This window comes from Gemmatimonadaceae bacterium (assembly GCA_019637445.1).
GTDB lineage: Bacteria > Gemmatimonadota > Gemmatimonadetes > Gemmatimonadales > Gemmatimonadaceae > Pseudogemmatithrix.
On sequence record JAHBVS010000001.1, the window covers coordinates 699,763 to 725,758 of the forward strand.

General features: G+C 68.5%; 20 protein-coding genes. 12 read left to right on the forward strand and 8 right to left on the reverse strand.

Annotated elements, in window-relative coordinates:
• Nucleotides 1-12: 12 nt before the first annotated feature.
• The 4 genes from KF709_03310 to KF709_03325 all read right to left on the reverse strand — a co-directional run bounded on the left by KF709_03310 (nucleotide 13) and on the right by KF709_03325 (nucleotide 4,119).
• Entirely contained in the window at nucleotides 13-1,278 is a 1,266-nt protein-coding gene (locus tag KF709_03310) for an NAD(P)/FAD-dependent oxidoreductase (protein ID MBX3173409.1), read from the reverse strand.
• A 192-nt stretch (nucleotides 1,279-1,470) separates the two neighbouring features.
• On the reverse strand, nucleotides 1,471-2,847 hold the full coding sequence (locus KF709_03315; GenBank protein MBX3173410.1) for an OmpA family protein: 1,377 nt from the start codon (nucleotides 2,845-2,847) through the stop codon (nucleotides 1,471-1,473).
• A gap of 106 nt (nucleotides 2,848-2,953) precedes the next feature.
• Nucleotides 2,954-3,451 (reverse strand): DUF4440 domain-containing protein, encoded by a 498-nt coding sequence (locus KF709_03320; protein ID MBX3173411.1) that lies wholly within the window; start codon nucleotides 3,449-3,451, stop codon nucleotides 2,954-2,956.
• Nucleotides 3,452-3,477: 26 nt separating this feature from the next.
• A complete protein-coding gene (locus KF709_03325; GenBank protein MBX3173412.1) occupies nucleotides 3,478-4,119 on the reverse strand; it encodes a nitroreductase family protein in 642 nt (213 codons plus the stop codon).
• 117 nt (nucleotides 4,120-4,236) lie between these two features.
• On the opposite strand from KF709_03325, the gene KF709_03330 reads away from it, so the two are divergent.
• The 9 genes from KF709_03330 to KF709_03370 all read left to right on the forward strand — a co-directional run bounded on the left by KF709_03330 (nucleotide 4,237) and on the right by KF709_03370 (nucleotide 18,870).
• Nucleotides 4,237-7,686: a methylmalonyl-CoA mutase family protein gene (locus KF709_03330; GenBank protein ID MBX3173413.1), complete on the forward strand. Its 3,450-nt coding sequence runs from the start codon at nucleotides 4,237-4,239 to the stop codon at nucleotides 7,684-7,686.
• 7 nt (nucleotides 7,687-7,693) lie between these two features.
• Entirely contained in the window at nucleotides 7,694-8,257 is a 564-nt protein-coding gene (locus tag KF709_03335) for a DUF4256 domain-containing protein (GenBank protein ID MBX3173414.1), read from the forward strand.
• Between the two features lie 37 nt (nucleotides 8,258-8,294).
• A complete protein-coding gene (locus KF709_03340) occupies nucleotides 8,295-8,708 on the forward strand; it encodes an SgcJ/EcaC family oxidoreductase (GenBank protein MBX3173415.1) in 414 nt (137 codons plus the stop codon).
• Nucleotides 8,709-8,752: 44 nt separating this feature from the next.
• Nucleotides 8,753-11,809 carry a protein kinase gene (locus tag KF709_03345; protein ID MBX3173416.1) on the forward strand — a complete coding sequence of 1,019 codons (3,057 nt, stop codon included), beginning with the start codon at nucleotides 8,753-8,755 and terminating at the stop codon, nucleotides 11,807-11,809.
• A gap of 96 nt (nucleotides 11,810-11,905) precedes the next feature.
• On the forward strand, nucleotides 11,906-15,256 hold the full coding sequence (locus KF709_03350) for a PD40 domain-containing protein (GenBank protein ID MBX3173417.1): 3,351 nt from the start codon (nucleotides 11,906-11,908) through the stop codon (nucleotides 15,254-15,256).
• A 13-nt stretch (nucleotides 15,257-15,269) separates the two neighbouring features.
• Nucleotides 15,270-15,665 carry a hypothetical protein gene (locus tag KF709_03355; protein ID MBX3173418.1) on the forward strand — a complete coding sequence of 132 codons (396 nt, stop codon included), beginning with the start codon at nucleotides 15,270-15,272 and terminating at the stop codon, nucleotides 15,663-15,665.
• Nucleotides 15,666-15,807: 142 nt separating this feature from the next.
• Entirely contained in the window at nucleotides 15,808-17,004 is a 1,197-nt protein-coding gene (locus tag KF709_03360) for an amidohydrolase family protein (protein MBX3173419.1), read from the forward strand.
• Nucleotides 17,005-17,015: 11 nt separating this feature from the next.
• The gene (locus KF709_03365) at nucleotides 17,016-18,473 is read left to right on the forward strand and encodes an amidohydrolase family protein (protein MBX3173420.1); all 1,458 of its coding nucleotides are present in this window, start codon (nucleotides 17,016-17,018) and stop codon (nucleotides 18,471-18,473) included.
• A gap of 73 nt (nucleotides 18,474-18,546) precedes the next feature.
• Complete coding sequence (locus KF709_03370; protein MBX3173421.1) at nucleotides 18,547-18,870, forward strand: heavy metal-binding domain-containing protein; 324 nt, start codon at nucleotides 18,547-18,549, stop codon at nucleotides 18,868-18,870.
• Between the two features lie 67 nt (nucleotides 18,871-18,937).
• Here the strand turns inward: KF709_03370 and KF709_03375 are convergent, their stop codons facing one another.
• From KF709_03375 to KF709_03390, 4 genes are all read right to left on the reverse strand, one after another.
• Nucleotides 18,938-19,186, reverse strand: coding sequence for a hypothetical protein (locus KF709_03375; GenBank protein MBX3173422.1), 249 nt, complete (start codon nucleotides 19,184-19,186; stop codon nucleotides 18,938-18,940).
• Between the two features lie 7 nt (nucleotides 19,187-19,193).
• Nucleotides 19,194-20,642 (reverse strand): methyl-accepting chemotaxis protein, encoded by a 1,449-nt coding sequence (locus tag KF709_03380; GenBank protein MBX3173423.1) that lies wholly within the window; start codon nucleotides 20,640-20,642, stop codon nucleotides 19,194-19,196.
• A gap of 251 nt (nucleotides 20,643-20,893) precedes the next feature.
• Complete coding sequence (locus tag KF709_03385; protein ID MBX3173424.1) at nucleotides 20,894-22,132, reverse strand: putative porin; 1,239 nt, start codon at nucleotides 22,130-22,132, stop codon at nucleotides 20,894-20,896.
• Entirely contained in the window at nucleotides 22,129-22,473 is a 345-nt protein-coding gene (locus KF709_03390) for a hypothetical protein (GenBank protein ID MBX3173425.1), read from the reverse strand. Before KF709_03390 ends, KF709_03385 begins: the two co-directional genes overlap by 4 nt.
• A gap of 349 nt (nucleotides 22,474-22,822) precedes the next feature.
• Between KF709_03390 and KF709_03395 the strand changes: the two genes are divergently transcribed.
• The 3 genes from KF709_03395 to KF709_03405 are packed head-to-tail and all read left to right on the forward strand — an operon-like array spanning nucleotide 22,823 to nucleotide 25,985.
• Nucleotides 22,823-23,515 carry a DUF305 domain-containing protein gene (locus tag KF709_03395; GenBank protein ID MBX3173426.1) on the forward strand — a complete coding sequence of 231 codons (693 nt, stop codon included), beginning with the start codon at nucleotides 22,823-22,825 and terminating at the stop codon, nucleotides 23,513-23,515.
• Complete coding sequence (locus tag KF709_03400) at nucleotides 23,512-23,949, forward strand: hypothetical protein (GenBank protein MBX3173427.1); 438 nt, start codon at nucleotides 23,512-23,514, stop codon at nucleotides 23,947-23,949. Before KF709_03395 ends, KF709_03400 begins: the two co-directional genes overlap by 4 nt.
• A gap of 35 nt (nucleotides 23,950-23,984) precedes the next feature.
• On the forward strand, nucleotides 23,985-25,985 hold the full coding sequence (locus KF709_03405) for a hypothetical protein (protein MBX3173428.1): 2,001 nt from the start codon (nucleotides 23,985-23,987) through the stop codon (nucleotides 25,983-25,985).
• The last annotated feature ends 11 nt before the right edge of the window (nucleotides 25,986-25,996 follow it).

Here is a 25,996-nt window from a genome sequence, read left to right on the forward strand (position 1 = left end):
ACGAGCCTCCTCTTAGAGTGCGACAGGTTCGGTGGGAAAGACCTTTCCGCTGCGCTTCATCTGCGCGGGGATGCCGGGGAAGTCGCGGCCGGGCAGCAGCGCGTTCCAGTACACGTGGCGGAATGCGAGCTTGCCGAGGTGGGCGAGCCGGCTCTCCTTGAGCAGGGGCATCGGGCCCCAGGCGAAGGGGAAGTGGCCCGGCAGCGGTTCGGTCTCGTAGTTGAAGTCGATCAGCAGCGCCTTGTCGTGGCCGGTCTCGATGAAGCAGTTCGCGTGGCCGTCGAACTCGGGCTCCAGCGCCTCGCCGCGCAGGTAGCGCAGTACGTTGCGCTCGAGCACCTCGGCCTCGAAGTGCGCCACCGATCCGGCCTTCGACGTCGGCACGTTGGTCGCGTCGCCGAGGGCGAAGACGTTGGGCTTCACGTCCGCCTGCAGCGTGCGCGGGTTGGTGTGTACGAAGTCCATCGCGTCGCCAAGCCCGGGCGACCTCCCGACGAAGTCCGCCCCCTTGTGCACCGGGATTGTCACCAAGAGGTCGAACGGGATCCGGCGCTCGTCCCACGACACGAGTTCGCCTTCGGCGCCCTCCACGCGCCCAGTGTTGAACTCGGTCTCGAGCGTGATGCCCTTCTCCGCCAGGAGGTACCCAAGCGTCTTGTTGCACTGCGGCTTGGTGAAGGCCGCGTCCAACGGTGTCACGTACGTGATGTCCACGCGGTCGCGGATGCCGCGGTCCGTGAAGAAGGCGTCCGCCAGGAACGCAAACTCCAGCGGCGCCACGGGGCACTTGATCGGCATCTCGACCACGTTGATGACCAGCTTGCCGCGCTCGAAGATGTTCAGTGCCTTGGCCAGGGCTTCCGCGCCCTCGAGCGTATAGAAGTCGAAGACCTTGTCGCGCCAGCCGTCGCCGAGCATGCCTTCGGTCTCCTCGGGCGCGATCTTCGTGCCCGTCGCGACGATGCAGAGGTCGTAGGAAATGACCTTGCCGGTCTCGAGCGTCACGGTGTCGTGCTCAGCGTCGAGTTTCTCGATGGCACCTTCGATGTAGTGCACCTCAGTCGGCAGCGTGGACGGCCGTGGCCGCAGCACGTCGTCGCGGGTGTAGGCGCCGAAGGGGATGAACAGCAGGCCCGGCTGGTAGATATGCTGGGGCTCCGGGTCCACCACCGTGATGAAGGTCTCGCCCCGCTGGATGTCGCGACGGAGGGCGCGCACGAGGCGGTTCGCCATGACGGTGCCGGCCGTACCTGCGCCAAGGATGACGATGTGTTTCATCTCTGCTCCCGGTGACTGACTGCTTGGAGCATCGCGAAACCGGGGCACCTATACCATCAAGGGGTACCTTATTCCTTGTGGGGAATATCCTCACATCCGCAGACGGGGCCAGGGCGATGAGAAACGCCGCCCGGGCCAAGCCCGGGCGGCGTCTCCCAACCGACGGCCGAAGCCGCCGAAGTCACACCTGAACTACTGGTCGATCCGCTGCAGCTCCACGCGCCGGTTCTGCTGGCGCCCATCGGCCGTGCCGTTGTCCGCACGCGGACGCGTCGGGCCGTAGCCGCGGGCGGTGAGGCGGTTCGCCGCCACGCCCTTGGAGATCAGGTACTGCCGCACCGAGGCAGCGCGCGCCGCCGAAATACGATTGTTGCCGGCCAGCGAACCCGTGTTGTCCGTGTGACCCTGCACTTCCACTCGCACCTCGGGGTTGTTCACCAACGCCTCGGCCACGCGATCGAGAATCTCGTTCGACTCCGCGGTGAGGTTGGCGCTGCCGGTCGCGAAGGTCACGCCTTCGAGTACGATCTCTCGACGCTCGGCCGTGAAGAGTTGCGTGCAGCCGCGCGCATCCACCGCCGTACCGGCCGGCGTGTTCGGGCAGGCATCCATCGGATCAGGCACTCCATCGCCATCGCCATCAGGCACGCAGCCCTGCGCGTTCACGCGGGTGCCGGCCGGGGTGTTCGGGCAGCGGTCATTGGCGTCGAGCACGCCGTCGCCGTCGGTGTCGAGCGGGCAACCGGTGGCGTTCACGCGGGTGCCGGCCGGGGTGTTCGGGCAACGGTCGGCCGAGTCGATGACGCCGTCGTTGTCGGTATCCACTGGGCAGCCCGTCGCCGTGACCGGCTCGCCGCGCGGGGAGTTCGCGCAACGGTCGGCGGAGTCGAGCACGCCGTCCATGTCCGCGTCACCTTCGGGCACGCAACCGAAGTAGTTCACGTAGGCGCCCATCGCGGTGCCCTGGCACTGGTCCTGGGCATCGGGCACACCGTCGTTGTCGCTGTCGGGAGCCGGCGGCTTCACGCCCCAGCGCCAGTTCAGCCCCATCTGAAAGTGGAGATTGACGTTGGTGAGGTCATTGCCCGGACCTTCGAAGATCGGCGAGGGGAGGTAGTCGCCGACGATGTCGAAGCGCAGGGCAAGGCGATCGTTGAAATGCCGGAGCGCGCCCAGCGAGCCGGAGAAGCCGTCATCCGCGAAGCTGTCGCCAGGACCCGGCGGATCGGTGTTGTCCCGCACCCAGCCGGCACCGATGATGCCGGTCCACTTGTCGGTGAAGGCGCGGTGGTACGCCAGCCGCACGTAGAACGGCGCCAGTTTCGCGGACGGATCGCCCGAGGTCGCGCCGTAGCTGCCCTGCGTCTCGAGGGCCCAGTTCCGGAACACGAACATTCCGAAGTGCAGCCCGAGCGACAGCGCGTCGTCGGGCGAGAGAGACTCGTCAATGAGTGAGTAGCGGCCGAAGAAGCCGGCGTCGATGGTGCCCATCTCCTGTGCCGTGACGGAGTCGGAGAGTGCACCAAGCGTCAGTGCCGCGGCCAGCGCGGCCGACAAGAGCTTGCGCATGTCTGTCCTCGTGATGGGGGTTCGCAACTGCTACGACGCAATCTGTCATCGGGACCACGAGCGGTCGAGAGACCGCGCCGCGCCACGCAGTTCCTCGTGACCTAGGTCACATGGTCATTGGCGCGTCGTCCGACCAGGTGCTCGCCGCAATCTTCCACTTGCCGTCCACGAGCTTCCAATGCGAGAGATACTTCCCGGTCATTGCCACGGCCGGGTTCTTCTCCATCGCCGGCATCGAGAACGTATAGGTGCCGCGCTCGACGGCCACCGGGCCGTTCGCAACCACGGACGCGACCTTGAACTCCATCGCCGAGCCGGGAGGGAATGGATTGTCCACGAAGAACTGCCGGATGGCCGCACTGCCCTGCACCTGCGGCAGCGCGGGCGGCATCACGACGGCGTCGGCCGCGTAGTACGCCATCGTCGAATCGATGAGCCCGCTGACCATCCACGGCGTCATCTTCGCGTTGATGGCGACGATCTCGGCGCGGGCTGCCGTGGCCTCGGCCTCCATGCGTGCGGTGGCCTGCTCGGGGGTCTCGCCGGCGCAGGCCGTCAGGCCGGAGGCCAACACCGCGACCAAGGCAGAACGTGTGATGCGCATCGCTTCCCTCCTGGGTTGCCTCGAACCTACAGCCAGCAAGACCACTCCGCTGGCGCCGGTCGCTTGTCGCGAAGCTTGCTTTGCATCGTCTCGGCGCCCGCGTGTTCCGGCGGGAACACAAAGACTGCGCCCGCCAGCAACTCACGCGGCGGAATCCCCAGATGCTCAAACGCTGCGCTCGACTTGAGGGGTCCCCCACTGGCCCAGAACGTTGGCAGTCCACGTTCGGTGGCGGCGAGCAGGAAGGTCTGCACCGCCGCGCCCGTCGCCGCGAGATGTTCCGTGTTCTGCTGCGTGCCGGCGAAGATCTCACCGGCCTCGGCGTCGAGCGGCGACTTCGGTGCATCCGGCAGCCAGGTCACCAGCGCGAGCGTGGTGCAGGCGTTTAGCAGGCGCGGATACGTGCTCTTGTCCTCGCGCGACACGAGCCAGGCGCGAAGCGCGCGGCAGGCGGCGACGTCGAGCAACCGGAAGCGCCAGGGCACGATGCCTGGCATCGTGCTGCCCTCGCGGTGCTCGGGCGCAGGGATCAAGTGGAATGGAGCGGACCCCGCCGCCGCGAGCATCTGCTCGATAGCCGCGCGGTCGGTCTGCACGTTCAGCGGCGTTTCGGCGAGCACCTTCAGCGTGTGACGGCTCTGCGCGAGCTCGGTGAGCAAACGGGGCACGGGCGTGGGGCTGGTCTGGTCGGGCGGCAAGTCGGGAGTACTCCGGGGTGGGTCGAGATCGGGGCCAATGCCGCGAGACGCGGCGCTAGGCGCAATCTAGACTGTTAGATTTTCCGGATGGCCCAGAGCACCGTGACCCCTGCCCGGCCAGCCCGGGCACCCAAGCCCAAAGCGCCGACACCGCAGCCCGCTTCCGGCGCTGCGGCGGAGCCCTACACGGCGCAGCACAAGATCCGCATCGTCACCGCGGCCTCGCTGTTCGACGGCCACGATGCGGCCATCAACGTGATGCGGCGCATCCTGCAGGCCAGCGGCGCAGAGGTCATCCACCTCGGTCACGATCGCTCGGTGGACGAGGTCGTGAACTGCGCGATCCAGGAGGACGTGAACGCCATCGCGATGACGTCGTACCAGGGCGGGCACACGGAGTACCTCAAGTACATGCACGACCGCCTGCACGAGGAAGGCTGCGGGCACATCCGTATCTTCGCCGGCGGCGGCGGCGTCATCCTGCCGAATGAGATCGCCGAGCTGCAGGGCTACGGCATCGAGCGCATCTATTCGCCGGACGACGGCCGCGCGATGGGCTTGCAGGGGATGATCAACGACCTGCTCTCGCGCTGCGACTTCCCCACCGGGCGCGATGTCGGCCCAGCGGACGTGGAGAAGGCCCGTGGACGCGACGCGCGCGCGCTTGGCCGGCTCATCTCGGGCGCCGAGAACTTCCGCATCGAGCACACGACACTGCTCGATGCGCTGCGCGCCGAGGCGGCCAACTTCACGACGCCGGTGCTCGGCATCACCGGCACGGGTGGCGCCGGCAAGTCCTCGTTGGTGGACGAGTTGGTGCGCCGCTTCCTCGCGGACCACGGCGACAAGACGGTCGGCATCATCTCGGTGGACCCCAGCAAGCGCCGCACTGGCGGCGCCCTGCTCGGCGACCGCATCCGCATGAATGCGATCCACGACCCGCGCGTGTATATGCGTTCGCTGGCCACGCGCCAGGCCAACCTGGCGATCTCCAGCCACGTGGCGGACGCCGTCGCGATCCTCAAGGTCGCCGGTTTCGACCTCGTGATCCTCGAGACCTCGGGCATCGGCCAGAGCGACACGCAGATCGTCGACCACTCGGATGTGTCGCTCTACGTGATGACGCCGGAGTACGGCGCGGCCACTCAATTGGAGAAGATCGACATGCTCGACTTCGCCGATGTCGTGGCGCTGAACAAGTTCGACAAGCGCGGCGCGCTCGATGCGTTGCGTGACGTACGCAAGCAATACCAGCGGAACCACAAGCGCTTTGAGGCACCGGCTGACGAGATGCCGGTGCACGCGACCATCGCGTCGCAGTTCAACGATCCCGGCACCACGCGGCTGTATCGCGCGCTGATGGACCGGATCGTCGAGAAGACGGGTGTCGCGGACCTCGCTCCGACGATCGAGGCCAGCGGCGACTCGGAGAAGGTGCGCATCATCCCGCCGGAGCGAAATCGCTATCTCGCGGAGATCTCGGAGACGATCCGCGGCTACAACCGCCGCGCTGCTGACCAGGCAGACATCGCCCGCAAGCTGCAGGCGGCACGAGAGGCGGAGGCCCTGCTCGCGGACGGATCCGCCGATGCGGCCGCCCCGCTGCGCGAGAAGCGCGAGGAGCTGGAGCGCAAGCTCGACGGCGAGCACCGGGCCGCGCTGGAGTCGTGGCCGAACGTAGAGGTCGCCTACTCCGGCGACGAGTACGTGTACCAGGTGCGCGGCAAGGACGTGCGCGTCCCGATCACGACGACGAGTCTTTCCCATCAGCACGTGCCCAAGGTCTCGCTGCCGACCTACACGGGCTGGGGCGACCTGCTCAAGTGGCTGTTGCAGGAGAACCTGCCGGGCAGCTTCCCGTTCACGGCCGGCGTGTTCCCGTTCAAGCGCGAGGGCGAGGACCCGACGCGAATGTTCGCCGGCGAGGGAGGCCCGGAGCGCACGAACCGGCGCTTCCACTACGTCTCAGCTGGCTTGCCGGCGCGGCGCCTCTCGACGGCGTTCGATTCCGTCACGCTCTACGGCAACGACCCGGCGAAGCGTCCCGACATCTACGGCAAGATCGGCAACTCGGGCGTCTCCGTCTGCTGCCTCGACGACGCCAAGAAGCTCTACTCGGGCTTCGACCTCGCGGACCCGAAGACCTCGGTGTCGATGACCATCAACGGTCCTGCGCCGATGCTCACCGCGTACTTCATGAACGCGGCCATCGACCAACAGTGCGAGAAGTACATCAAGGCCAATGGGCTCGAGGCCGAGGTCAACGCCAAGATCGACGCCTACTTCAAGGCGCATGGCGCACCCCGTCCCAAGTACGACGGCCCGCTGCCCAAGGGCAACGACGGACTCGGCCTCATGCTGCTCGGCATCACCGGCGACCAGGTCCTGCCCCGTGATGTCTACGACAAGATCAAGGCCGAGACCATCAGCAAGGTCCGCGGCACGGTACAGGCGGACATCCTCAAGGAAGACCAGGCACAGAACACCTGCATCTTCTCCACGGAGTTCTCGCTCAAGCTGATGGGCGACGTGCAGGAGTACTTCACGAAGAACGACGTGCGGAACTTCTACTCGGTGTCCATCTCGGGCTATCACATCGCCGAGGCGGGCGCGACGCCGATCACGCAGTTGGCGTTCACGCTGGCCAACGGCTTCACCTACGTCGAGTACTACCTGTCGCGCGGCTTGCCCGTGGACAGCTTCGCGCCGAACCTCTCGTTCTTCTTCTCCAACGGCGTGGACCCCGAGTACGCGGTCATCGGCCGCGTGGCGCGGCGCATCTGGGCCAAGGCGCTCAAGCTCAAGTACGGGGGCGCGGCGCGATCGCAGATGCTCAAGTACCACGTGCAGACCAGCGGCCGTTCGCTGCACGCGCAGGAGATTGGCTTCAATGACATCCGCACCACGCTACAGGCGCTGTACGCGATCGCCGACAACTGCAACTCGCTACACACGAACGCCTACGACGAGGCCATCACGACGCCCACCGAGGAGAGTGTGCGACGGGCGATGGCTATCCAGCTGATCATCAACCACGAGTTCGGGCTCACCAAGAACCAGAATCCGTGGCAGGGCTCGTTCATCATCGAGCGGCTGACGGACCTCGTAGAGGAAGCCGTGTTGCAGGAGTTCGACCGCATCAGCGAGCGCGGTGGCGTGCTCGGCGCAATGGAGACGATGTACCAGCGCGGCAAGATCCAGGAGGAGTCGCTGGCATATGAGCAGCTCAAGCACTCGGGTGAACTGCCGGTGATTGGCGTGAACACCTTCCTCTCGTCGGAAGGGTCGCCCACGGTGTTGCCGGCCGAGGTGATTCGCTCGACCACCGAGGAGAAGGAAGCACAGATCGCCACGGTGGCGGCGGTGCACAAGCGCTACGCCAAGGAGCGGCCGGCGGCGCTGGCCAAGCTGCAGGAGGTTGCGGTGCACAATGGCAATGTCTTCGAGGCGCTGATGGAGACCACCAAGGTCTGCACGCTCGGCGAGATCGCGAAGGCGTTGTTCGATGTGGGTGGGCAGTACCGCCGGAACATGTAACCCAGCCATGCCAAAGACCCCGACACTCAAGCCCGCCGAGGCGGAGAAGCTGCTTGCGACGCTCAAGAAGCGCTTTGAGCAGAACGCCGACCGCCACCGCGGCATCAGCTGGAGCGATGTCGAGGGCCGGCTGAAGAAGTCGCCGGCCACGCTGTGGACACTCGCCGAGATGGAGCGGACGGAAGGTGAGCCCGACGTGACGGGCAGAGACAAGAAGTCCGGCGCCATCATCTTCACGGACTGCTGCGCCGAGAGCCCCAAAGGCCGCCGCAGCGTGTGCTTCGACGAGGCCGCACTCAAGGCGCGCAAGGAGCACAAGCCGAAGGCCAGCGCGATGGCCTTGGCCGAGCAGATGGGCGTCGAGATGCTCGACGAGGCGCAGTACCGTGCGCTGCAGGAGTTGGGTCGCTTCGACGCCAAGACCTCGAGCTGGATCCGGACGCCGGAAACCATTCGCAAGCTCGGCGGTGCCCTATTCTGTGATTGGCGCTATGGCGCCGTGTTCACCTATCACAATGGCGCGGAGTCGTACTATGCAGCGCGGGGGTTTCGAGGGCGCGTGGTTGTCTGAGGCGCTGCGACGCCTTGTCCTGGCCCTGGCCGTGCTCATGGTTCCCACGCTCGTGCAAGGGCAGTCGGGGCCTGCAGCGGCCGAAGCACTGCCCTCCGTCGAGTTGCCTCCCGCACTCGACCGCGTCTTGCGCGACTACGAGACCGCGTGGCGCGCCGGTGACGCCAACGCCCTCGTGCAGTTGTTCACCGAGGATGGCTTCGTGTTGCAGCCCGGTCGCCCGCCGGTGCGTGGCCGCGAGGCGATGCGCCGCGTGTACACCGGCCAGGGCGGCGGGCCGCTGCGCCTGCGCGCAGTGGCCTTCGCCACCGACGGCAACGTGGGCTACATCATTGGCGCGTACGGTTACGGCGAGGCGCCGGGCGACATGGGCAAGTTCACGCTCACCCTGCGGAAGGGCGGCGATGGCCGCTGGCTGATCGTGTCCGACATGGACAACGGGAGCCGTTAGCGGGCGAGCTTGCCTCGGGCGCGGCGGGACGCATCTTCCCCCGCGTGAAATCCCTCCCTGAGTCGTTCGCCGCCGCGCTGGAGTCCCGCTACGCCATCTCGCGCGAGCTTGGCGCGGGCGGCATGGCCACCGTCTTCCTGGCCGAAGACCATCGCCACCATCGCCAGGTCGCCATCAAGGTCCTGCGGCCGGAGTTGGCCGAGGCGCTGGGCGCCGAGCGCTTCCTCCAAGAGATCACCACCACGGCGAACCTGCGGCACCCGCACATCCTGCCGCTCTTCGACTCGGGCGAGGCGGGAGGGTCGCTCTTCTACGTGATGCCCTTCGTCGAGGGCGAGACGCTGCGGGACCGCCTCACGCGTGTCGGCGCGTTGCCCACCGACGAGGCACTGCGCATCGCCGACGAGGTGGCCGACGCACTGCACTACGCGCATTCGCGCGGCGTGGTGCATCGCGACATCAAGCCGGAGAACATCCTGCTGGAGAACGGCCACGCCGTGGTCGCGGACTTCGGCATCGCCCAGGCGGTGCGGCAGCAGGGCGGCGAGAAGCTCACCGAGGTCGGCCTCTCACTCGGCACGCCGCACTACATGAGCCCCGAGCAGGGCGCCGGCGACGAGGTGGATGCGCGCACCGACCTGTACGCGCTGGGCTGCGTGACCTACGAGATGCTGGCCGGCGCGCCGCCCTTCGAGGCCCCGACGCCGATGGCGGTGCTGGTGAAACACGCCGTGCAACCGGTGCCGTCGCTCGCGGCCTCGCGCACGGACCTGCCGGACACGCTGGTCGAGGCAATCGCGCGCGCGATGGCCAAGAAGGCGGAGGACCGTTACGGATCGCTGCTCGAGTGGCGGGCGGCCATCAAGCCAGCCCTGGTCTTTGGCTCGAGTGGTGCCACGCCGCGCGTGGCCGCCATCGACAAGGCGCCGCCCGCCTTTGCGACCGCGCTGCTGGGACGCGAGTCGCAACTGCAGGATGCCGCCGCGCAACTCGCGGCCGGCGCGCGCGTGCTCTCCATTACCGGGTACGGCGGCACCGGAAAGACGCGCTTCGCGTCTGCGCTGCAGCGTCGCGTTGCAGCCGAATATCCGGGCGGCAGCGCCTTCGTCTCGCTCGCCTCCGTCACCGATCCCGCCGAGGTCCTGCCAACCGTCACCACGGCGCTCGACCTGAACGAAGCGCACGGGCGAAGTGCGCTGGATGCGCTCGCGTCGCTCGTGGGCGAGCGCCGCGTGCTGCTGCTCCTCGACAACCTCGAGCAGGTCGTGGAGGCCGCGGAAGACATCGCGGCGTTGGTGGCACGCTGTCCGTCGCTGCAGGTGGTCACCACCAGCCGCCGGCCGCTACGCATCAGCGCGGAAGTGGAGTTGGCACTGCCGCCGCTGGAGCTCCCGAGCGCCGGCGCCGCGCTCGAGGAGACGCTGGCCTGCCCGGCCGTCGCGCTGTTCGTGCAACGCGCCGAGAAGGTACGGCCCGGCTTCGTGCTGTCGGCGGAGAACGCCGCGGCGGTGAGCGGCATCTGCCGCAGCCTCGACGGCCTGCCGCTGGCACTGGAACTGGCGGCGGCGCGCACGCGCATCCTCGAACCGGCGGCGCTGCTGCAACGGCTCGACCACGCGCTGGACCTGCTCACCTCGGGCGACCGCGACCTCCCGCAGCGCCAACGCACCCTGCGCGCCACGATCAGTTGGAGCTATTCGCTGCTGACACCGGAAGAGCAGTTGCTGCTGCAGCGCCTGTCGGTGTTCCAGGAGGGCTGGTCGCTCGATGCCATGGAGGCGGTCTGCTACGAGCCCGGCGACCGCTGGCGCGCGCTCGACGAGTTGGCGTCGTTGGTCGAGAAGGGGCTCGTGCGCGTGACGGATGGTGGCGAGCGCTACGGATTGCTGGAGACGATCCGGGCGTTTGCGGCGGAGCAGCTGCACACACGGGGCGAGGTGGAAGCCGTCCGCGATGCGCACGCCCGCCACTTCGTCGACGTCGCAATGCGCGTGGCCGCCGGCATCCAAGGCACGACGCAAACGGACGCGATGCGGCTGGGCAAGCGGGAGAACGCCAACCTGTTCGCCGCCATCGGCTGGCTGCTCTCGCGCGCCAAGTCGGGCCACGCGGATGCCGTTGAGCAGGGCATGCTGCTCTGCGGCTCCCTGACGTTCTACATCCACATCGTCGGACTGCACCTCGTGGTGCTCGATGCGGTCGAGACGCTCCTGGCGCTGGCCAAGGATCGGCCGCCGACGCTGGGCCGCGCGCTGGCGAACTTCGCCGCGGGCATGGTCCTCGCCAGCACGGGCGAGCTCGACCGGTCGATTGCCTACTGGATGACGATGTCCACCGAGGGACTGGCGGTCGGGGACTTCGCCGTTGGTGGCTTCGGCCGCACCGGAGGAGGCTACGCGATGCTCGGGCTCGGCCGCATCGCTGAGGCGGGCGAGCAGCTCGCGTCGGCCCTGCCGCTGGTCGAGAAATCGGGCAACGAGTTCGTCTACGGCGTGACCCTCACGCTCGGCGGTCTGCACCGCTTCCTCAGCGGCGACCTCCCTGGCGGTAAGGCGCAGGTGGAGCGTGCGCACGAGATCCAGCGGCGCATTGGCGACAACGAAGGCGGCGGTATGTCCCTCAGCTTCCTGGCGCAGATGCATTTCGCCTCCGGCGACGTCCCGCGCGCGATGGAGCGATACCGCGAGGCGGAGGTCGCGTTCGAAACCGTCGGCGACAAGCCTGAACTCGCGCGCGTACAAGGCGAGCAGGGCTATCTCGCGCTGGCCGCGGGGGACATTGCTGCCGCGAGGAAGCTCTTCCTGCGTGCGCTTCGCAGCGCCGATGAGATCGGGAGTGCGCCGGCGACGGGGCAGGCTCTCCTCGGCCTCGCCGCGACGGAGTCCGCCGCCGGAAGACGTGACATCGCCGTCACGCTCGGGGCGGCCGCGCAGGCGCTGGTCGAGCGCGCCGGCGTGGTCATCGAACACGGGATGGCGCCCGGCCTGGCCGCGAAGATCGAGGCGCTGAAGGCCAGCGTGCCACGAGAGGCGCTCGAGGGACTCACGCAGCAGGGCCGTACACTGAGCCTGTCCGCGGTCGCCGCGCTCGTCGCCGGCTAGGGCACAGGTGTCGGGCATCGCCCCGCGCCGGTAACATTGGGGGTCGCGACCCCGTGTCGCGCGTGGCCGATTCCCGCTGCCTGGAGATTCGTGATGGTGCCCTCGACTTCCCTGCGCGCGCGCGCGTTCCTGTGGCTCGCCGCCTTTGCCCTGGTTGGCCTCGTCGCCGAGCGTGCGCCCGCCCAGGGCACCGCGACCCCGGCCCGCAACGCCTCGCGCAATCCGCTGCCGCTCGAGGCCGCGCGCCATCTCCGCACCACGGTCACCAAGGGCACCTGGATGTCGGTGGACGTCAGCCCCGATGGCCAACGCATCGTCTTCGACCTGCTCGGCGACCTCTACACGTTGCCCATCACCGGAGGCGAAGCCACGCGGCTCACCAGCGGCATGGCCCACGACGCGCAACCGCGCTGGAGCCCAGACGGCAGCAAGATCGCCTTCATCTCCGACCGCAGCGGCGGCAACAATCTCTGGGTGATTTCCGCGGATGCGTCGGACACCATCCAGCTCTCGAAGACCTCGGACGACCTCTACGTCTCTCCCGAGTGGACGCCGGACGGCAAGTACGTGGCCGTCACGCGCAGCGTGAGCGGCGGACCGAAGATCTTCCTCTACCATATTGATGGCGGCAACGGCATCCAGATGATCCGCGAGCCGAACGGGCAGTCGGCGCTCAGCGCGACGTTCACGCCGGATGGCCGCACGATGTACTACGCCCAGCGCGCGGGCAACTGGCAATACAACGCCGCGATGCCGCAGTACCAACTCGTCGCCTACGATCGCGACCTCGGCACGCGCACAACAATGACAAGTCGATACGGCTCGGCCTTCCGTCCCGCCGTCTCGCCCGACGGCAAGTGGTTGGCCTACGGCAGCCGACACGACGAGAAGACTGGCCTGCGCCTGCGCGAGCTGGCGACGGGCGAGGAGCGCTGGCTCGCGTATCCAATCCAGCGCGACAACCAGGAAGCGCAGCTCGAGACCGACGCATTGCCGGGCTACGACTGGACGCCGGACTCGCGCAGCATCGTGATGAGTTACGGCGGTGAGATTTGGCGCGTGCCCGCGGACGGAAGTGCGGCGACGAAGATCCCCTTCTCCGCCGCGCTCGACATCGGCATCGGTCCCGAGGTGAAGTTCCAGTATCCGATCGAGGACACGCCGACCTTCGCGGTGCGACAGATCCGGGACGCCGTGCCCTCACCCGATGGACGGCGCATCGCCTTCTCGGCGCTCGGCGACCTCTATGTGATGGACCTGCCCGAAGGCGAGCCGCGCCGGCTCACGAGCACGGCGGATGGCGAGTTCTTCCCAGCCTGGTCACCCGACGGACAGTGGATTGCGTTTGCGGCCTGGGGCGATGCCGGCGGTTACCTCGGCAAGCTGCGCGCCGATGGCCGTGGCCAGCCCACGCGCCTCACGCGCGACGTGGCGGCCTACTACTCCACCGCCTGGTCGCCCGACGGCCGCCGCATCGTGGCGATGCGCGCCGACGCACGCGAGCTGCGCGAGACCATCCAGCGCTTCAATGGCGGGCAGTCCGCGAAGTTCGTGTGGGTGCCGGCGGACGGTGGCACCACCACCGTGATCCGCGCGGCGGGCGGCCTCGATGATCCACACTTCACCAGCGATGCCGAGCGCATCTATGCCTACGATGGCCAGCAGGGCCTGGTCTCGTTCCGCTGGGATGGCACGGACGACAAGGCCCACGTACGCGTGACGGGACAGGCCGCCGCCGGCGGCGGCAACGCGCCGAGCGCCGGCCGCGTGCGCATGGCCCCGCGCGGCGATCTCGCGCTGGCGCAGGTTGGCAATGACTTCTATACGGTGACCGTGCCGCGCATCGGCGGGACGACGCCCGTGATCTCGGTCGCCAACCCCGACAACGCCGCGACGCCGGTGAAGCGGCTGTCGGACATTGGTGGCGAGTTCCCCGTCTGGAGCGCGGACGGCCGCACGGTGTTCTGGTCCATCGGCAACGCGCTGGTCTCGTACGACCTCGACCGCGCCAAGGCGGTGGAGGACTCGCTGCGCCTCGCCCGTCGTGCCCGACCGGCCACCGACACTGCGGCAGGCGCGGCCGGCGCACGCCGTGACTCTACCGCGCGTGCCGACAGCACTGCCGGCTACAAGCCGCGGGAAGTGCGTGTGCGCATCAACGCCCCACGCGCGCTTCCGCAGGGCAGCGTGGTGCTGCGCGGCGCACGGGCCGTGACGATGCGCGGTGATGAAGTGATCGACAACGCCGACATCGTCGTGACCAACGGCCGCATCGTCGGCGTCGGCGCGCGCGGCAGCGTGAACGTGCCCGCCGGTGCCCGCGTGATCGACGTGAGTGGCAAGACCGTCGTGCCCGGCTTCGTGGACACCCATTCGCACTTCCGCCACTCACCAGGCCTGCACACCACGCAGCCCTGGGCGCTGCTCGCGAACCTCGCCTACGGTGTGACGACCACGCGCGACCCGCAGACCGGCACCACCGACGTGCTGAGCTACGCCGACCGCGTGGAAGCGGGCCAGATCATCGGCCCGCGCGTCTACAGCACCGGGCCCGGTGTCTTCGCCGGCGAACGCATCCGCTCGCTGGACCAGGCGCGCAACGTGCTCAAGCGCTACAGCGAGTACTACGGCACGCAGACCATCAAGATGTACGGCGCCGGCAATCGGCAGGTGCGACAGTGGATCATGATGGCCGCGCGCGAGCTCAAGCTGATGCCGACCACCGAGGCCGGCCTCGCGTACCGCACCGACATCACGATGGCGCTCGACGGCTACTCGGGCATCGAGCACAACCTGCCCATCACGCCGCTCTACGAGGACGTGCAGCAGCTCTTCGCCGCCTCGGGCACCGTCACCACGCCGACGCTGCTCGTGACCTACGGCGGACCCTGGGCCGAGAACTACTTCTATACGAGGGAGAACCCGCACAACGACGCGAAGCTGCAGCACTTCACGCCGTCGGACGACCTCGACGACAAGACGCGCCGCCGCGACACCGGCGCCGCCGGCTGGTTCCGCGACGAGGAGTTCCACTTCCGGGAGCACGCCGCGCAGGTAAAGGCCATCATCGATGCCGGCGGCAAGGCCGGCATCGGCAGCCACGGCCAGCTACAGGGCCTCGGCTACCACTGGGAGCTCTGGCTCGTGCACTCCGGCGGAATGAGCAACCATCAGGCCCTGCGCGTGGCCACGCTGATGGGCGCCGAGGCCCTGGGCCTCGACGGCGACCTCGGCAGCATCGAGACGGGAAAGCTCGCCGATCTCGTGGTGCTGGATGCCGACCCGCTGGCCGACATCCGCAACACGAACACGGTGCGCTACGTGTTGATTGGCGGCCGGATGTACGAGGGCGCGACGCTCAATGAGGTCTGGCCGCGTCAGCGCGAGTTGCCGCCGCAGCCCTGGCGTCACGCGGCGCCGGCGGTGAACGCGGGCGTCCGTCCGTAGGCGTCGCGGCACGATGCGAGTCTGGTACGTCGACGTCACCTGGGCCCTGATGTTGCTGGGCGTGGCCCTGTGGACGGGCTGCTGCCTGGTGTTCAACCCGGTGCTACGCAGCATTCGCATCGGAGGGCTCGTGGTGGCGTACGGCGTGCTGGCGTGGATGCTCATCAGTTTGCCGTTGGCGGTCGCGGTCGCGACCTGGTGTCTGTTCGCGGCATTCGGCGGCGCGTTGTCGTTTGCCTACGAGCTGTGGGCGCGATTCCACTACCGCACGAGGGGCCGCCAGCCGCGCCCGCTGGTCCTGCTGCGCGGGTTCCTGCTGTGGCCGTCGATGATTCCGGATGCGCTCGAAGGTGTGCTCGTGGACGCCGGAGTCCTCGACGCGGATGGGAGGCACGAGCGCGCGGCATAGGAGGGAGCCGCGGACTTCAGCGTCAGTGGTGGTTGGTGGGTGGCACGTCGCAGGGTCGCTGGGAACCCGCAGCTGCCCTGCGCTATAGTTCTTCGGTCCGCCGCGCTCCGCGCGGTTTCAGTTCCCTGACATCGAGACGTCCATGCGCGCACTGCTCCTGCTGTCCGTCGCTGCCCCGACCCTGCTGCTGGCCCAGCCCCCGGGTCGCGGCGCCCAAGGCACGACGATCCAGCCCGGTGAGGAATGTCCCGCCGGCATGACCGAGGTGCGGCCCGGCCGTTGCCAGGCACCGACGATGCCCGCGCCGTCGATCGTGGACTACCGCCCTCGCAACACACTCGTGGCGCCCGAGCATCTGGTGCCCAAGGCCAAGTTCCCGGCCATCGACTACCACGGCCATCCGACGGTCCAACTCAACGACGCCGAGGCGCTGGACGGGCTGGCGGACGACCTCGACGCCATCGGCGTGCGGGTGATCGTCGCCGCCAACAACATCCGCGGGGCAAACCTGCAGCGGGTGGTGGCGATGACCCAGTCGTCGCCGCGGATGCGCGACCGCATCCGCTTCCTCACCGGCATCGACTTCAATGGCGTGGGCAGCGCGGGCTGGGCGGAGCGCGCGATCGCGGCGCTCGAGGAGGATGCGAAGGTCGGAGCCGTCGGCATCGGCGAGATCGGCAAGGGCCTGGGCCTCAGCACGCGCAAGGCCGACGGCACGCGACTGCGCATCGATGACCCCGCACTGGATCCCGTGTGGCAAGCCGCTGCGCGCCTCAGGCTGCCGGTGTTCATCCACACGGCCGATCCGCCGGAGTTCTGGCAGCCCATCGACAACCACAACGAGCGCTGGCTCGAGCTCGCCCTGTTCCCGAACCGACGCTATTCGGCGCCCGAGGATCCGGAGTTCGAGCAGTTGATGACGGAGCGCGACAATATGATCCGTCGCAACCCGAACACGACCTTTGTGGTGGCGCATATGGGTTGGCACGCCAACGACCTGCCGCGCCTCTCCAAGATGATGGACGAGATGCCGAACATCCTCGTCGAGGTCGGCGCGGTGCTCTACGACATCGGCCGCCAGCCGCGCGCCTCGCGCGACTTCTTCGTGAAGTATCAGGACCGCATCCTCTTCGGCAAGGACTCCTTCCAGCCCGGGGAGTATCCGTATTACTGGCGCGTGTTCGAGACACGCGATGACTACTTCGACTACTACCGCGACTATCACGCGTTCTGGAAGCTCTACGGCATCGACCTGCCGGACGAGGTGCTGAAGAAGGTCTACTACAAGAACGCGCTGCGGATCTCGCCGCGGATGCCGCAGGGCGGCTGGCCGCAGTGAGGCGGACGACGGTGAGGCGTGAGGCGATTGGCGTTGCGAGGCGCATTCGGCGTGCGTGGCCGCAGGTTGCCGTCGCTGCCCTCGTTGGGCTGCTCACGACAGCTTGCGGCGGCGATGCGTCGGACGCCGCTGTCGTCGCCCTCACCGACCTCAAGCTCTATGACGGCCGCGGCGGGCCCGCCATTGCTGACGCGGTCGTGCTCGTCGCCAACGACACGGTAGCCTGCGCCGGGTCGCGCGCGGACTGCCCCGTGCCGAATGGCGCCACGACGCGTTCGCTCGGCGGTGCCGTTGTCACACCGGGGCTCGTGGATGCCCACGTGCACGTCGGACAGACCGGGTGGATGGATGGCCGTCCGGATGGACTCGACCTTCGCGCCCGCTACCCCTACGACTCGCTGCAGCGCGCCCTGCGCGACGACCCCGATCGTTGGTACAACAGCTGGACCTGCGCCGGCATCACCGCCGCCTTCGATGTGGGTGGCATGCGCTGGACCGTGCAGCAGGCACAGCGCGACGCCGCCCGCCGCAACGCGCCGCACTTCCTTGCCGCCGGCCCGCTGATCTCGCACGCCGGCCGCGACATCCTGTCCATCCCCGGCGACTCGACGTTCATCATGCTCACCAGCGAGGAGGCCGGTGTCGAGGGCGTCCGCGCGCTGAAGGCGATGGGTGCCGCCGCCGTGAAGGTCTGGCTGCTCGCGGCGCCCGATGACCAGTGGCCGGAGATCCGCCGGCGCTTTGCCGCGGTGGCCGCCGAGGCACGCGTGCAGGGCCTGCCGCTGATCGTGCACGCGACCTCGTTGCGCGAGGCGCACACGGCCGTGCGCGAGGGCGCGCATATGCTCGTGCACTCCGTCGAGAACGCCGAGGTGGACTCGGCGTTCGTCGCTGACCTGGTGGCCGCGCAGACGGTCTACGTGCCCACGCTGTTGGTGGGCAACAACGCGCGTCGCGCGCGCTTTGCCGGTGCCGCAGGCCAGGTGCCGGACATCGACGACACGCTGGGCTGCGTGGACGCGAAGACACGGGCCTTGATCGCCGAGGCCGGCACCCTGCAGGAGTTCTACGCGGACCCGCTGGCCCTGTTGATCGTGCGCGACCAGGCGGAGGCGCGCGCCGCGCGGCGCGACAGCACGATGGCGCACAACCTGCGTCGCCTGTACGCCGCGGGCGCGACGATCGCCGTCGGCACGGACGCGGGCAACCCGCTCACCCTCCACGGCGCGTCGATCCACCCGGAGCTCGAGGCGATGCAGCGCGCGGGCATCCCGCCGGAGACGCTGGTCGTGATGGCGACGCGCAACGGCGCCCGCGCGATGCGCCGCGAGGACTTCGGGACACTCACGGCCGGCAAGCGCGCCGACCTACTCGTGCTCGCGGAGGATCCCGCACAGGGCGTGGGTGCGTTCCGCAGCCTGCGCGGCGTGATGCTCAACGGCCGTTGGCTCCGGGAGCCGGCGCCGTAACAATCGACGCGGCGACACGTAGTGAGGGCACGATAGGACCGCAGCACACGACCCTCACCGACAGGAGACACCCGTGATCGTCGTCACCACCTCCGAACTCGAAGGCCGCCCCATCAAGAAGTACCTCGGCATCGTCAGCGGCGAGGCCATCCTTGGCGCGAACATCTTTCGCGACATCTTCGCCAGCATCCGCGACATCGTCGGCGGCCGTTCGGCGGCCTACGAGCAGGAGCTCCGCAAGGCCAAGGACATCGCCATCCAGGAGATGATCGAGCAGTGCCAGGCGATGGGCGGCAACGCCATCGTCGGCGTGGACCTCGACTACGAGAACATCCAGGTCGGCCAGAGCGGCGGGATGCTGATGGTCTGCGCGAACGGGACGGCCGTCTCCGTCTGACGTCGGGCCTGGACGAAACGACCGAGGGCCGCCTTCCGGCGGCCCTCGGTGTTTCTGCCCATGGCGACTAGCGCTCCCAGGGCCCGGCGCTCTCGCGCCCGATGACGCCGAGGCGCCGCAACGCCGTCGGGCCCCGCAAGGCCGCGTGCTCGCGCGCGCGACGCTCCAACTGGATCTGCCAGACCACGTCGCGGATGTTCAGGCTGTCGGCAACGACTTCCGTGGCCGCAGCGGGACGAGTCTGTTCGGCGGAGATCCTACTGGCGGCCGCAGCCGCCAGCAGTCCCACCAGCAACCCAGCTGTCGTGATGTGCATCGTGACCTCAGGCGGCGCGACGGAAGGAACCCGACGGCACGGACGTCGCGCCGTTCGACGCCACCTTGAAGCGCTGGACCAGCGCCTGCAGCGTGCTCGACATCTGCGCCAGCTCGAGCGCCGCCTGCTTGGCGTTCTGCACGCCCTGGCTGGTGCTCTGCGCGGCGGTCGCCACGCCGGTGATGTTGCCGGCGATCTCGCCCGAGCCGCGTGCGGCCTGCTCGACGTTGCGGCCGATCTCGTCCGTCGTGGCGGCCTGCTCCTCGACCGCCGAGGCGATCGAGCCCGAGATGTCGTTGATCTGGCGGATGACGGCGGCGATCTGGCCGATGGCGGTCACGGCACCCTGCGAGTCACCCTGGATGGCGTCGATGCGGCGCGCGATGTCCTCCGTCGCCTTCGCCGTCTCCTTGGCCAGCTCCTTCACCTCGTTGGCCACGACCGCGAAGCCCTTGCCCGCCTCGCCCGCACGCGCGGCCTCGATCGTCGCGTTCAGCGCCAGCAGGTTCGTCTGCTCCGCGATGCTCGTGATGACCTTAATGACTGCGCCGATCTCCTGCGAGGAGTTGCCCAGCTGCGCGACGGTGCCGTTGGCCTCGTCGGCCGCCTTCACCGCGCCCATGGCCACCTGCGCCGCCTGCGAGGCGTTGGAGGCGATCTCCTTGATGGAGGCGCTCATCTGCTCGGTGCCAGCCGCCACCGTGCCAACGTTGCGCGACACCTGCTCCGCCGCCGCGGACACCACTCCAGCCTGCGTCGAGGTCTCCTCGGCGCCGGCACCCATCTGCGTGGACACCGCCGAGAGCTCCTCGGAGGCGGCGGCCAGCGCGGCCGCCGAGCCGGCAATCGACACGACGCTGTCGTGCATCGCCGTCGCAGCGCGGTTCATCGCGTCACCCATCTTCGCGATCTCGTCGTTGCCTTCCACTTCCATACGGACGGTGAGATCGCCGTCGGCAAGGCGGTCGAACAGTGCCACCGCATTCTGCAGCGGGCTGCGGATGCTGCGGTTCACGACGACCAACGCGATCGGAATCAGCGACACCAGGAAGATGACAATCGTGATGCTGGTGACCGTGGTGACCTTGCGCTGCGACGCGGCGAACTGGGCCAGGCCCACGCCGATCTGCGCAACGGCCGAGTCCATCAGGGCCGTCGGGGCGCGGTCGATGCCCGACACCGCCTTGTCGGCCTTGGCCTGATCACGGCCGCCGCTGGCGCCGAACTCCGCCATCGCCGCACGGTACGCGCGGCTCATCTCGCCGTGTGCCTCGGTAAAGCGCTCGACCTGCGCACGGACTTCCGGGGCGGCCACCTTGGCGAGCAGCGTCTTCGCCTGCTCGGCCACTTCCTCGTCGGTCCGCACGAAGGCCGAGGCGTACTTCTCGAAGCCTTCCTGCGAGCCGCCACGGATCAGCAGGTTCTTCCACTCCTGCACCTGGATCTTGAACTGCACCTGAACGACGCGCGCGAGGTCCTGCTCCTCAAGCGCTGCCTGTTAGCCGTTGTGGGCCTGGACGCCCTGGTACGAGAGGATGCCGACCGCAACACCGGCCAGGACGAGCGCCGAGCTGACGAGAGCGATGACCTTCGCGGAAATGGTGAATTTTGCAGACGACATCTGTCGATTCCTGGACGTGCGTAGAACGCGTGGTGAATTGAAGAGGAACGGGAGGGGGAACAGCGTGGTGAATCAGGTCGGGTGAATCAGAACGTGTAGGCGACGTCGACCTGGATCCGGTTGAGCCAAGGCTCGCGGCAGGCGCCGCCACCGACGCAGGTCGTGCGCGTGCCCGCTGGCAGCAGGGACGTCGTGGCGCGCGGATCCAGCAGGCGGCCGCGCCAAAGGGCGGCATTGAACACAGCGTTGGGCAGGATGCGCAGCGAGGCACCGAAGCGGTGCGTCGCGGCGTTGGTCGATGCGCGCAGGTCCTGCTCATTGAGCGTGCCGATGACGGCCTCGCGGCCGATATGGAACAGCGCCCAGGTGAACTGCAGGTCCTTGATCTCGCGGAGCTGGCCGGCGCTGACACCCGCGCGGTAGGCGAAGCCCTCGCCGGACGGCGCGAAGCGGTTGCGCACGGCGTGCGCTTCGAGCGTCACGGGCCAGCCAGCGAAGCCGCTGTAGTCCGCACGAAGGACGACATCGTCCAGGTGATAGTTGTTGGCGAAGCCGAGCACGGTGTTCGTGCTGTCGCGGCGCAGCGCGTTGGCGGACGGCGCCGAGGGCTTCACGCTGCCCTTCGCGGCGCCCACGGCAATCGCATCGGCACCCTCGAAGGCCATCGTGCCGACCGAGGCGCGCGCCGACCACTTCGGCGTCAGGCGCCAGCGCGTCTGCAGCTGTCCGCCGACGGCGTAGCTGTCGTCGCCCGAGGAGACCTCCCAGAAGGGCAGCATGTAGCCGATCACCGCGACGCGCTCGAGACGACCCTTGCGCACCCAGGTGAAGGACGGCGCAATGCCTTCCGGATTGATGTCGTTGCTCATCGTGAGCGAGGTGCGCTCCCAGGCGTAGGGGAACTTGCCGCCGATCACGGCGAAGCCCGTCGCGCCGGCCGGCTTGTACTGGATGAAGAAGCGATCCAGGCCCACCGTCTTGCGGCTGAAGACGTTTGTCTGCGTCTGGTTGGACGACTGGTGGTCCACCAGGTCGCCGGAGGCGATGGAGATCCCGCCGCTGAGGCGCTCGCTCACATCACCGGTCAGGTTGAGGCGCGCCCGCGTCCGCTCACGATGCCGCGTCACGAAGCCGGCGCCCTGCACCTGCTGCTCATAGCGCACGCGCACGTCGCCGCTCAAGCGGAAGTTGCCGATCCCGGCCAGCGCACGGTCGGCGCGCTGCTTGGCGGTCGCGGTCTCCGAACGCGAGGTGGCGACCTCGCGACGCATCGAGTCCATCTCGACCTCGACCTTCGACATCGCCGCGGCCAGCTCTGCCGTCATCGCCGCGGGGCATCGACGAGCAGTGCGCGCAACATCTCGGCGACTTCCTCCGCCGAGTAGGTCACGACGGCCGGTGCGTCAGCCGCAGGTGCGGACGCCGAGTCGGCGCCGGCGGGCTTGGCCTCGGCCGCGCTCGAATCGACCCGGGGGTTCACCACCGGGCGCGTGGGAGTCGACACGGCTCGCGTGCGCCGGACCGTGTCGCGCGCCGGCGTCGTGGCCGGACGCCACAGCGACGACACACCCGAGCGTGTGCTCGACTGGGCGTCGGCGGTTGCGGCGGCCCCGGGGACTAGGGCAGCGACCAGAACGAGTGAAAAGAGGCGAGCGGAGATCGACATGGCAGGTCACAGTGCGGGGACCCAGCGCAGAACGCCGGGTCCGAGTTGCTGAAGGCGGATTCGAGTGAGGACTTCCACGAGCCCGTTACCGTACAGTGACGAATGTCGGCCCCCTAGGCCGTCGACTTGCGCCACTGTTACAGAGCCACCTAACGCTATCTGCAACAACACGTTATGAGCCGCGCCGAGGGTGTCGGCGACGTTGCGGGTGTCTCAAGTCGTGACAGCTGCCGAACGGGCTCGCCGCGGCGAAAATCTCCTGAAACGGAAGCCGGCCAACATCAGTAGATTGGGCTGGGAGCCAACCCCACTCGCGGGTGGCGTGTCGAATCCGCCGAAGACCAATCCAATGCCTAGAATTCCGACCCTTTTCGTTGCCGCCGCCCTCGGCCTTGCCGCCTGCTCGGGCCGATCCGGCCCGTCGACGCCGTCCCCGGCCGAACTCTCAGGTATCGAGCGCGCGCGTCTCGATTCGCTGCGCTACCCGTACACGATGGCGGACATCTCCTTCATGAGCGGGATGATCCACCACCACGCGCAGGCCATCAAGATTTCGCGCTGGGCGCCCACGCACGGGGCGAGCGCTGAGTTGCAGCGGCTCGCGGCGCGGATCATCAACGCGCAGAACGACGAGATCACGCTGATGCGCCGCTGGCTTGGCGACCGCAATCAGGTGGCACCCAGCGTCGACAGCACCGGCAGCGTGACGATGCCCATGGCCGGAGCGGCTGCTGAGCACGCGGGACACGATATGTCCGGCGGACACGCGGGCGACGCCGCGATGCCCGGGATGCTCTCGGCGGAACAGCTCGCGGAGCTGGACGCTGCGCGCGGCGAGAGCTTCGACCTGCTGTTCCTGCAGCGGATGATCGCGCACCACCGCGGTGCCGTGACGATGGTGCGCGAGTTGCAGGCCTCGCGCGCGGGCGCGCAGGACGAGACGATCTTCAAGTTTGCAGCGGACGTCGAGGTGGACCAAACCACCGAGATCCGCCGCATGCTGACGATGCTGCTCGAGCGCGGCGGGATTCCGCCGCAGTGAGTCCAGCGCAGACCGCCGCCGGGCACCAGGAACTCGCCATCTCCCAGCGGATCGGGCTTGGCGCGGGCGTCGTGATGGCGGCGGGATGCGTCTACACGGGAATCTCCGGCGGCCTTCGCGACATCGCGACGGCCGAGACCATCGGCCAGACGGTGCAGAGCTGGGCCCAACTGGGCTACGGCGCGCTTGCTGCGACGCTCATCGCGCTCCGGCTCGGCCTCCGGCGGCGCGTCAATGCCGTCTCTTGGCTCTGGGTCGGCGTGCTCGCCGTCGCCGCCGGGGTCGCCCCCGTCGCGTGGGGTGACACCTCAATCCCTATAGGTATCTTCAGTGGGCTGGTGGCGGCCGGCATCGCCTATGGCATCGACCGACTGCTGGCCGTCGGGGCCCCCGCCCCAACCCCCGTTCGTTCCGTTCCACCCGGCGTGCGGTAGCTGCCGGCGCTTTCTTACCCTCAGAGGAGTTGCTGATGTCCCTGCTGAACTCGCGCCGTCGTGCGGCGCTGTCGCTCGCCGGACTGGCCCTCGTCGCCGCCTGCTCGCAGCAGCCGGCCGCCGACACGCCGGCCCCCGCCAGCGCAATGAACCCGATGAACGACGCACGCGTCGGCCTCTCGGCCGGCCTCTTCGATGCCGGCAAGGCCGTGTCGAACATGCGCGTGGTGGCCGAGGCGCGCTCGCCCGAGGGATTCCTCGGCATCACGAACTCGGACCTCGCCTTCACCGGCAACTACGTCATCCAGGGCAACTACAACGGCCCGGTGATCTGGGACATCTCCAACCCGGCGAGCCCCAAGATCGTGAAGGCGATGGTGTGCCCGGCCTCGCAGAATGACGTCTCCGTGTACGGCAACCTGCTCTTCCTCTCGGCCGAGGCCTTCAACGGCCGCGTGGACTGCGCACCCGGCGGCGCGCCGGGCCAGGTGAACAAGGAGCGCTTCCGTGGCGTGCGCGTGTTCGACATCACGAACATCGCCGACCCGAAGCTGGTCGCCAACGTGCAGACCTGCCGCGGCTCGCACACGCACACGGTGCTGGCCGACCCGAAGGACCGCGAGAACGTCTACATCTACGTCTCCGGCTCGGCCGGCGTGCGCTCCAACGAGGAACTCGCGGGCTGCGTGAACGAGAACCCGGCCGAGAACCCGAACTCCTCGCTGCTGCGCATCGAGATCATCAAGGTGCCGCTGGCGAACCCGTCGGCGGCCGCAATCGTGAACCGGGCGAACATCTTCGCGGGCCTCACGAACCCGCCGAGCCACGGTCCCACCGCCGCCGAGGCGAAGGAGGCCGCGGAGCGTGCGGCCGCTGCCCGCGCCGCCGGTGGCTTCGTGGTCAAGAACCCGCAGACCGGCGCGGACATCGTGCTCGGCGGGAACTTCGTGCGTAATCAGCTCGACAGCATCGTGAAGGCGCGTGGTGGCACGGGCGTGGCCCAGGTGACTGGCGCCGACTCCGCCGCCTTCCGTAGCGCCGCCCAAGGCATCGTCAACGGCTTCTTCGGCAACGCGGCCGGCCCCGGCTCGCCGCTCAGCGCCGGCTCCCAGTGCCACGACATCACGGTGTATCCGGCGCTCGGCCTGGCCGGCGGCGCCTGTGAGGGCCACGGCCTGCTGCTCGACATCTCCGACCCGGTGCGCCCGGTCCGCCTGGACGCCGTGGCCGACTCGAACTTCGCCTACTGGCACTCGGCCACCTTCAGCAACGACGGCTCGAAGATCCTCTTCTCGGACGAGTGGGGCGGCGGCGGCGCGCCGAAGTGCCGCGACACCGACAACTACGAGTGGGGCGCGAACGCCATCTTCACGATCGAGAACAAGAAGATGAAGTTCCACTCCTACTACAAGATCCCGACCGTCCAGACCTCGAACGAGAACTGCGTGGCCCATAACGGCTCGCTGATCCCGGTGCCCGGCCGCGACATCATGGTGCAGGCCTGGTACCAGGGCGGCATCTCGGTGTTTGACTGGTCCAACCCGGCCAAGCCCTTCGAGATCGCCTTCTTCGACCGCGGCCCGGTCCGCGGCGACCGCATGGACATGGGCGGCTCCTGGTCCGTGTACTGGTACAACGGCAACATCATCAGCTCGGAGATCGCGCGCGGCATGGACATCGCGCAGCTCACGCCGAGCGAGTTCCTCTCGCAGAACGAGATCGACGCGGCCAACACGGTGCGCTGGGACCAGCTGAACGCCCAGGGCCAGCCGCAGATCGAGTGGCCGACGACGTTCGCACTGGCCAAGGCCTATCTGGACCAGGCCCAGCGCAACAATTGCATGACGGACGCGCGGGTCAACACTGTGCGCACCGCCATCGGCAACGCCGAGCGCGCCACGGGCGCCGCGCGGGCCCAGCAGCTCCGTCGCCTCGCCGACGAGCTCGCCACGGACGCGCGGAACTCCTGCGACAACAACAAGGTCGAGAAGCTCCGCAAGACCATTCAGGACCTGCAGAACGTCGTGATCTCGTAAGCACGACATCC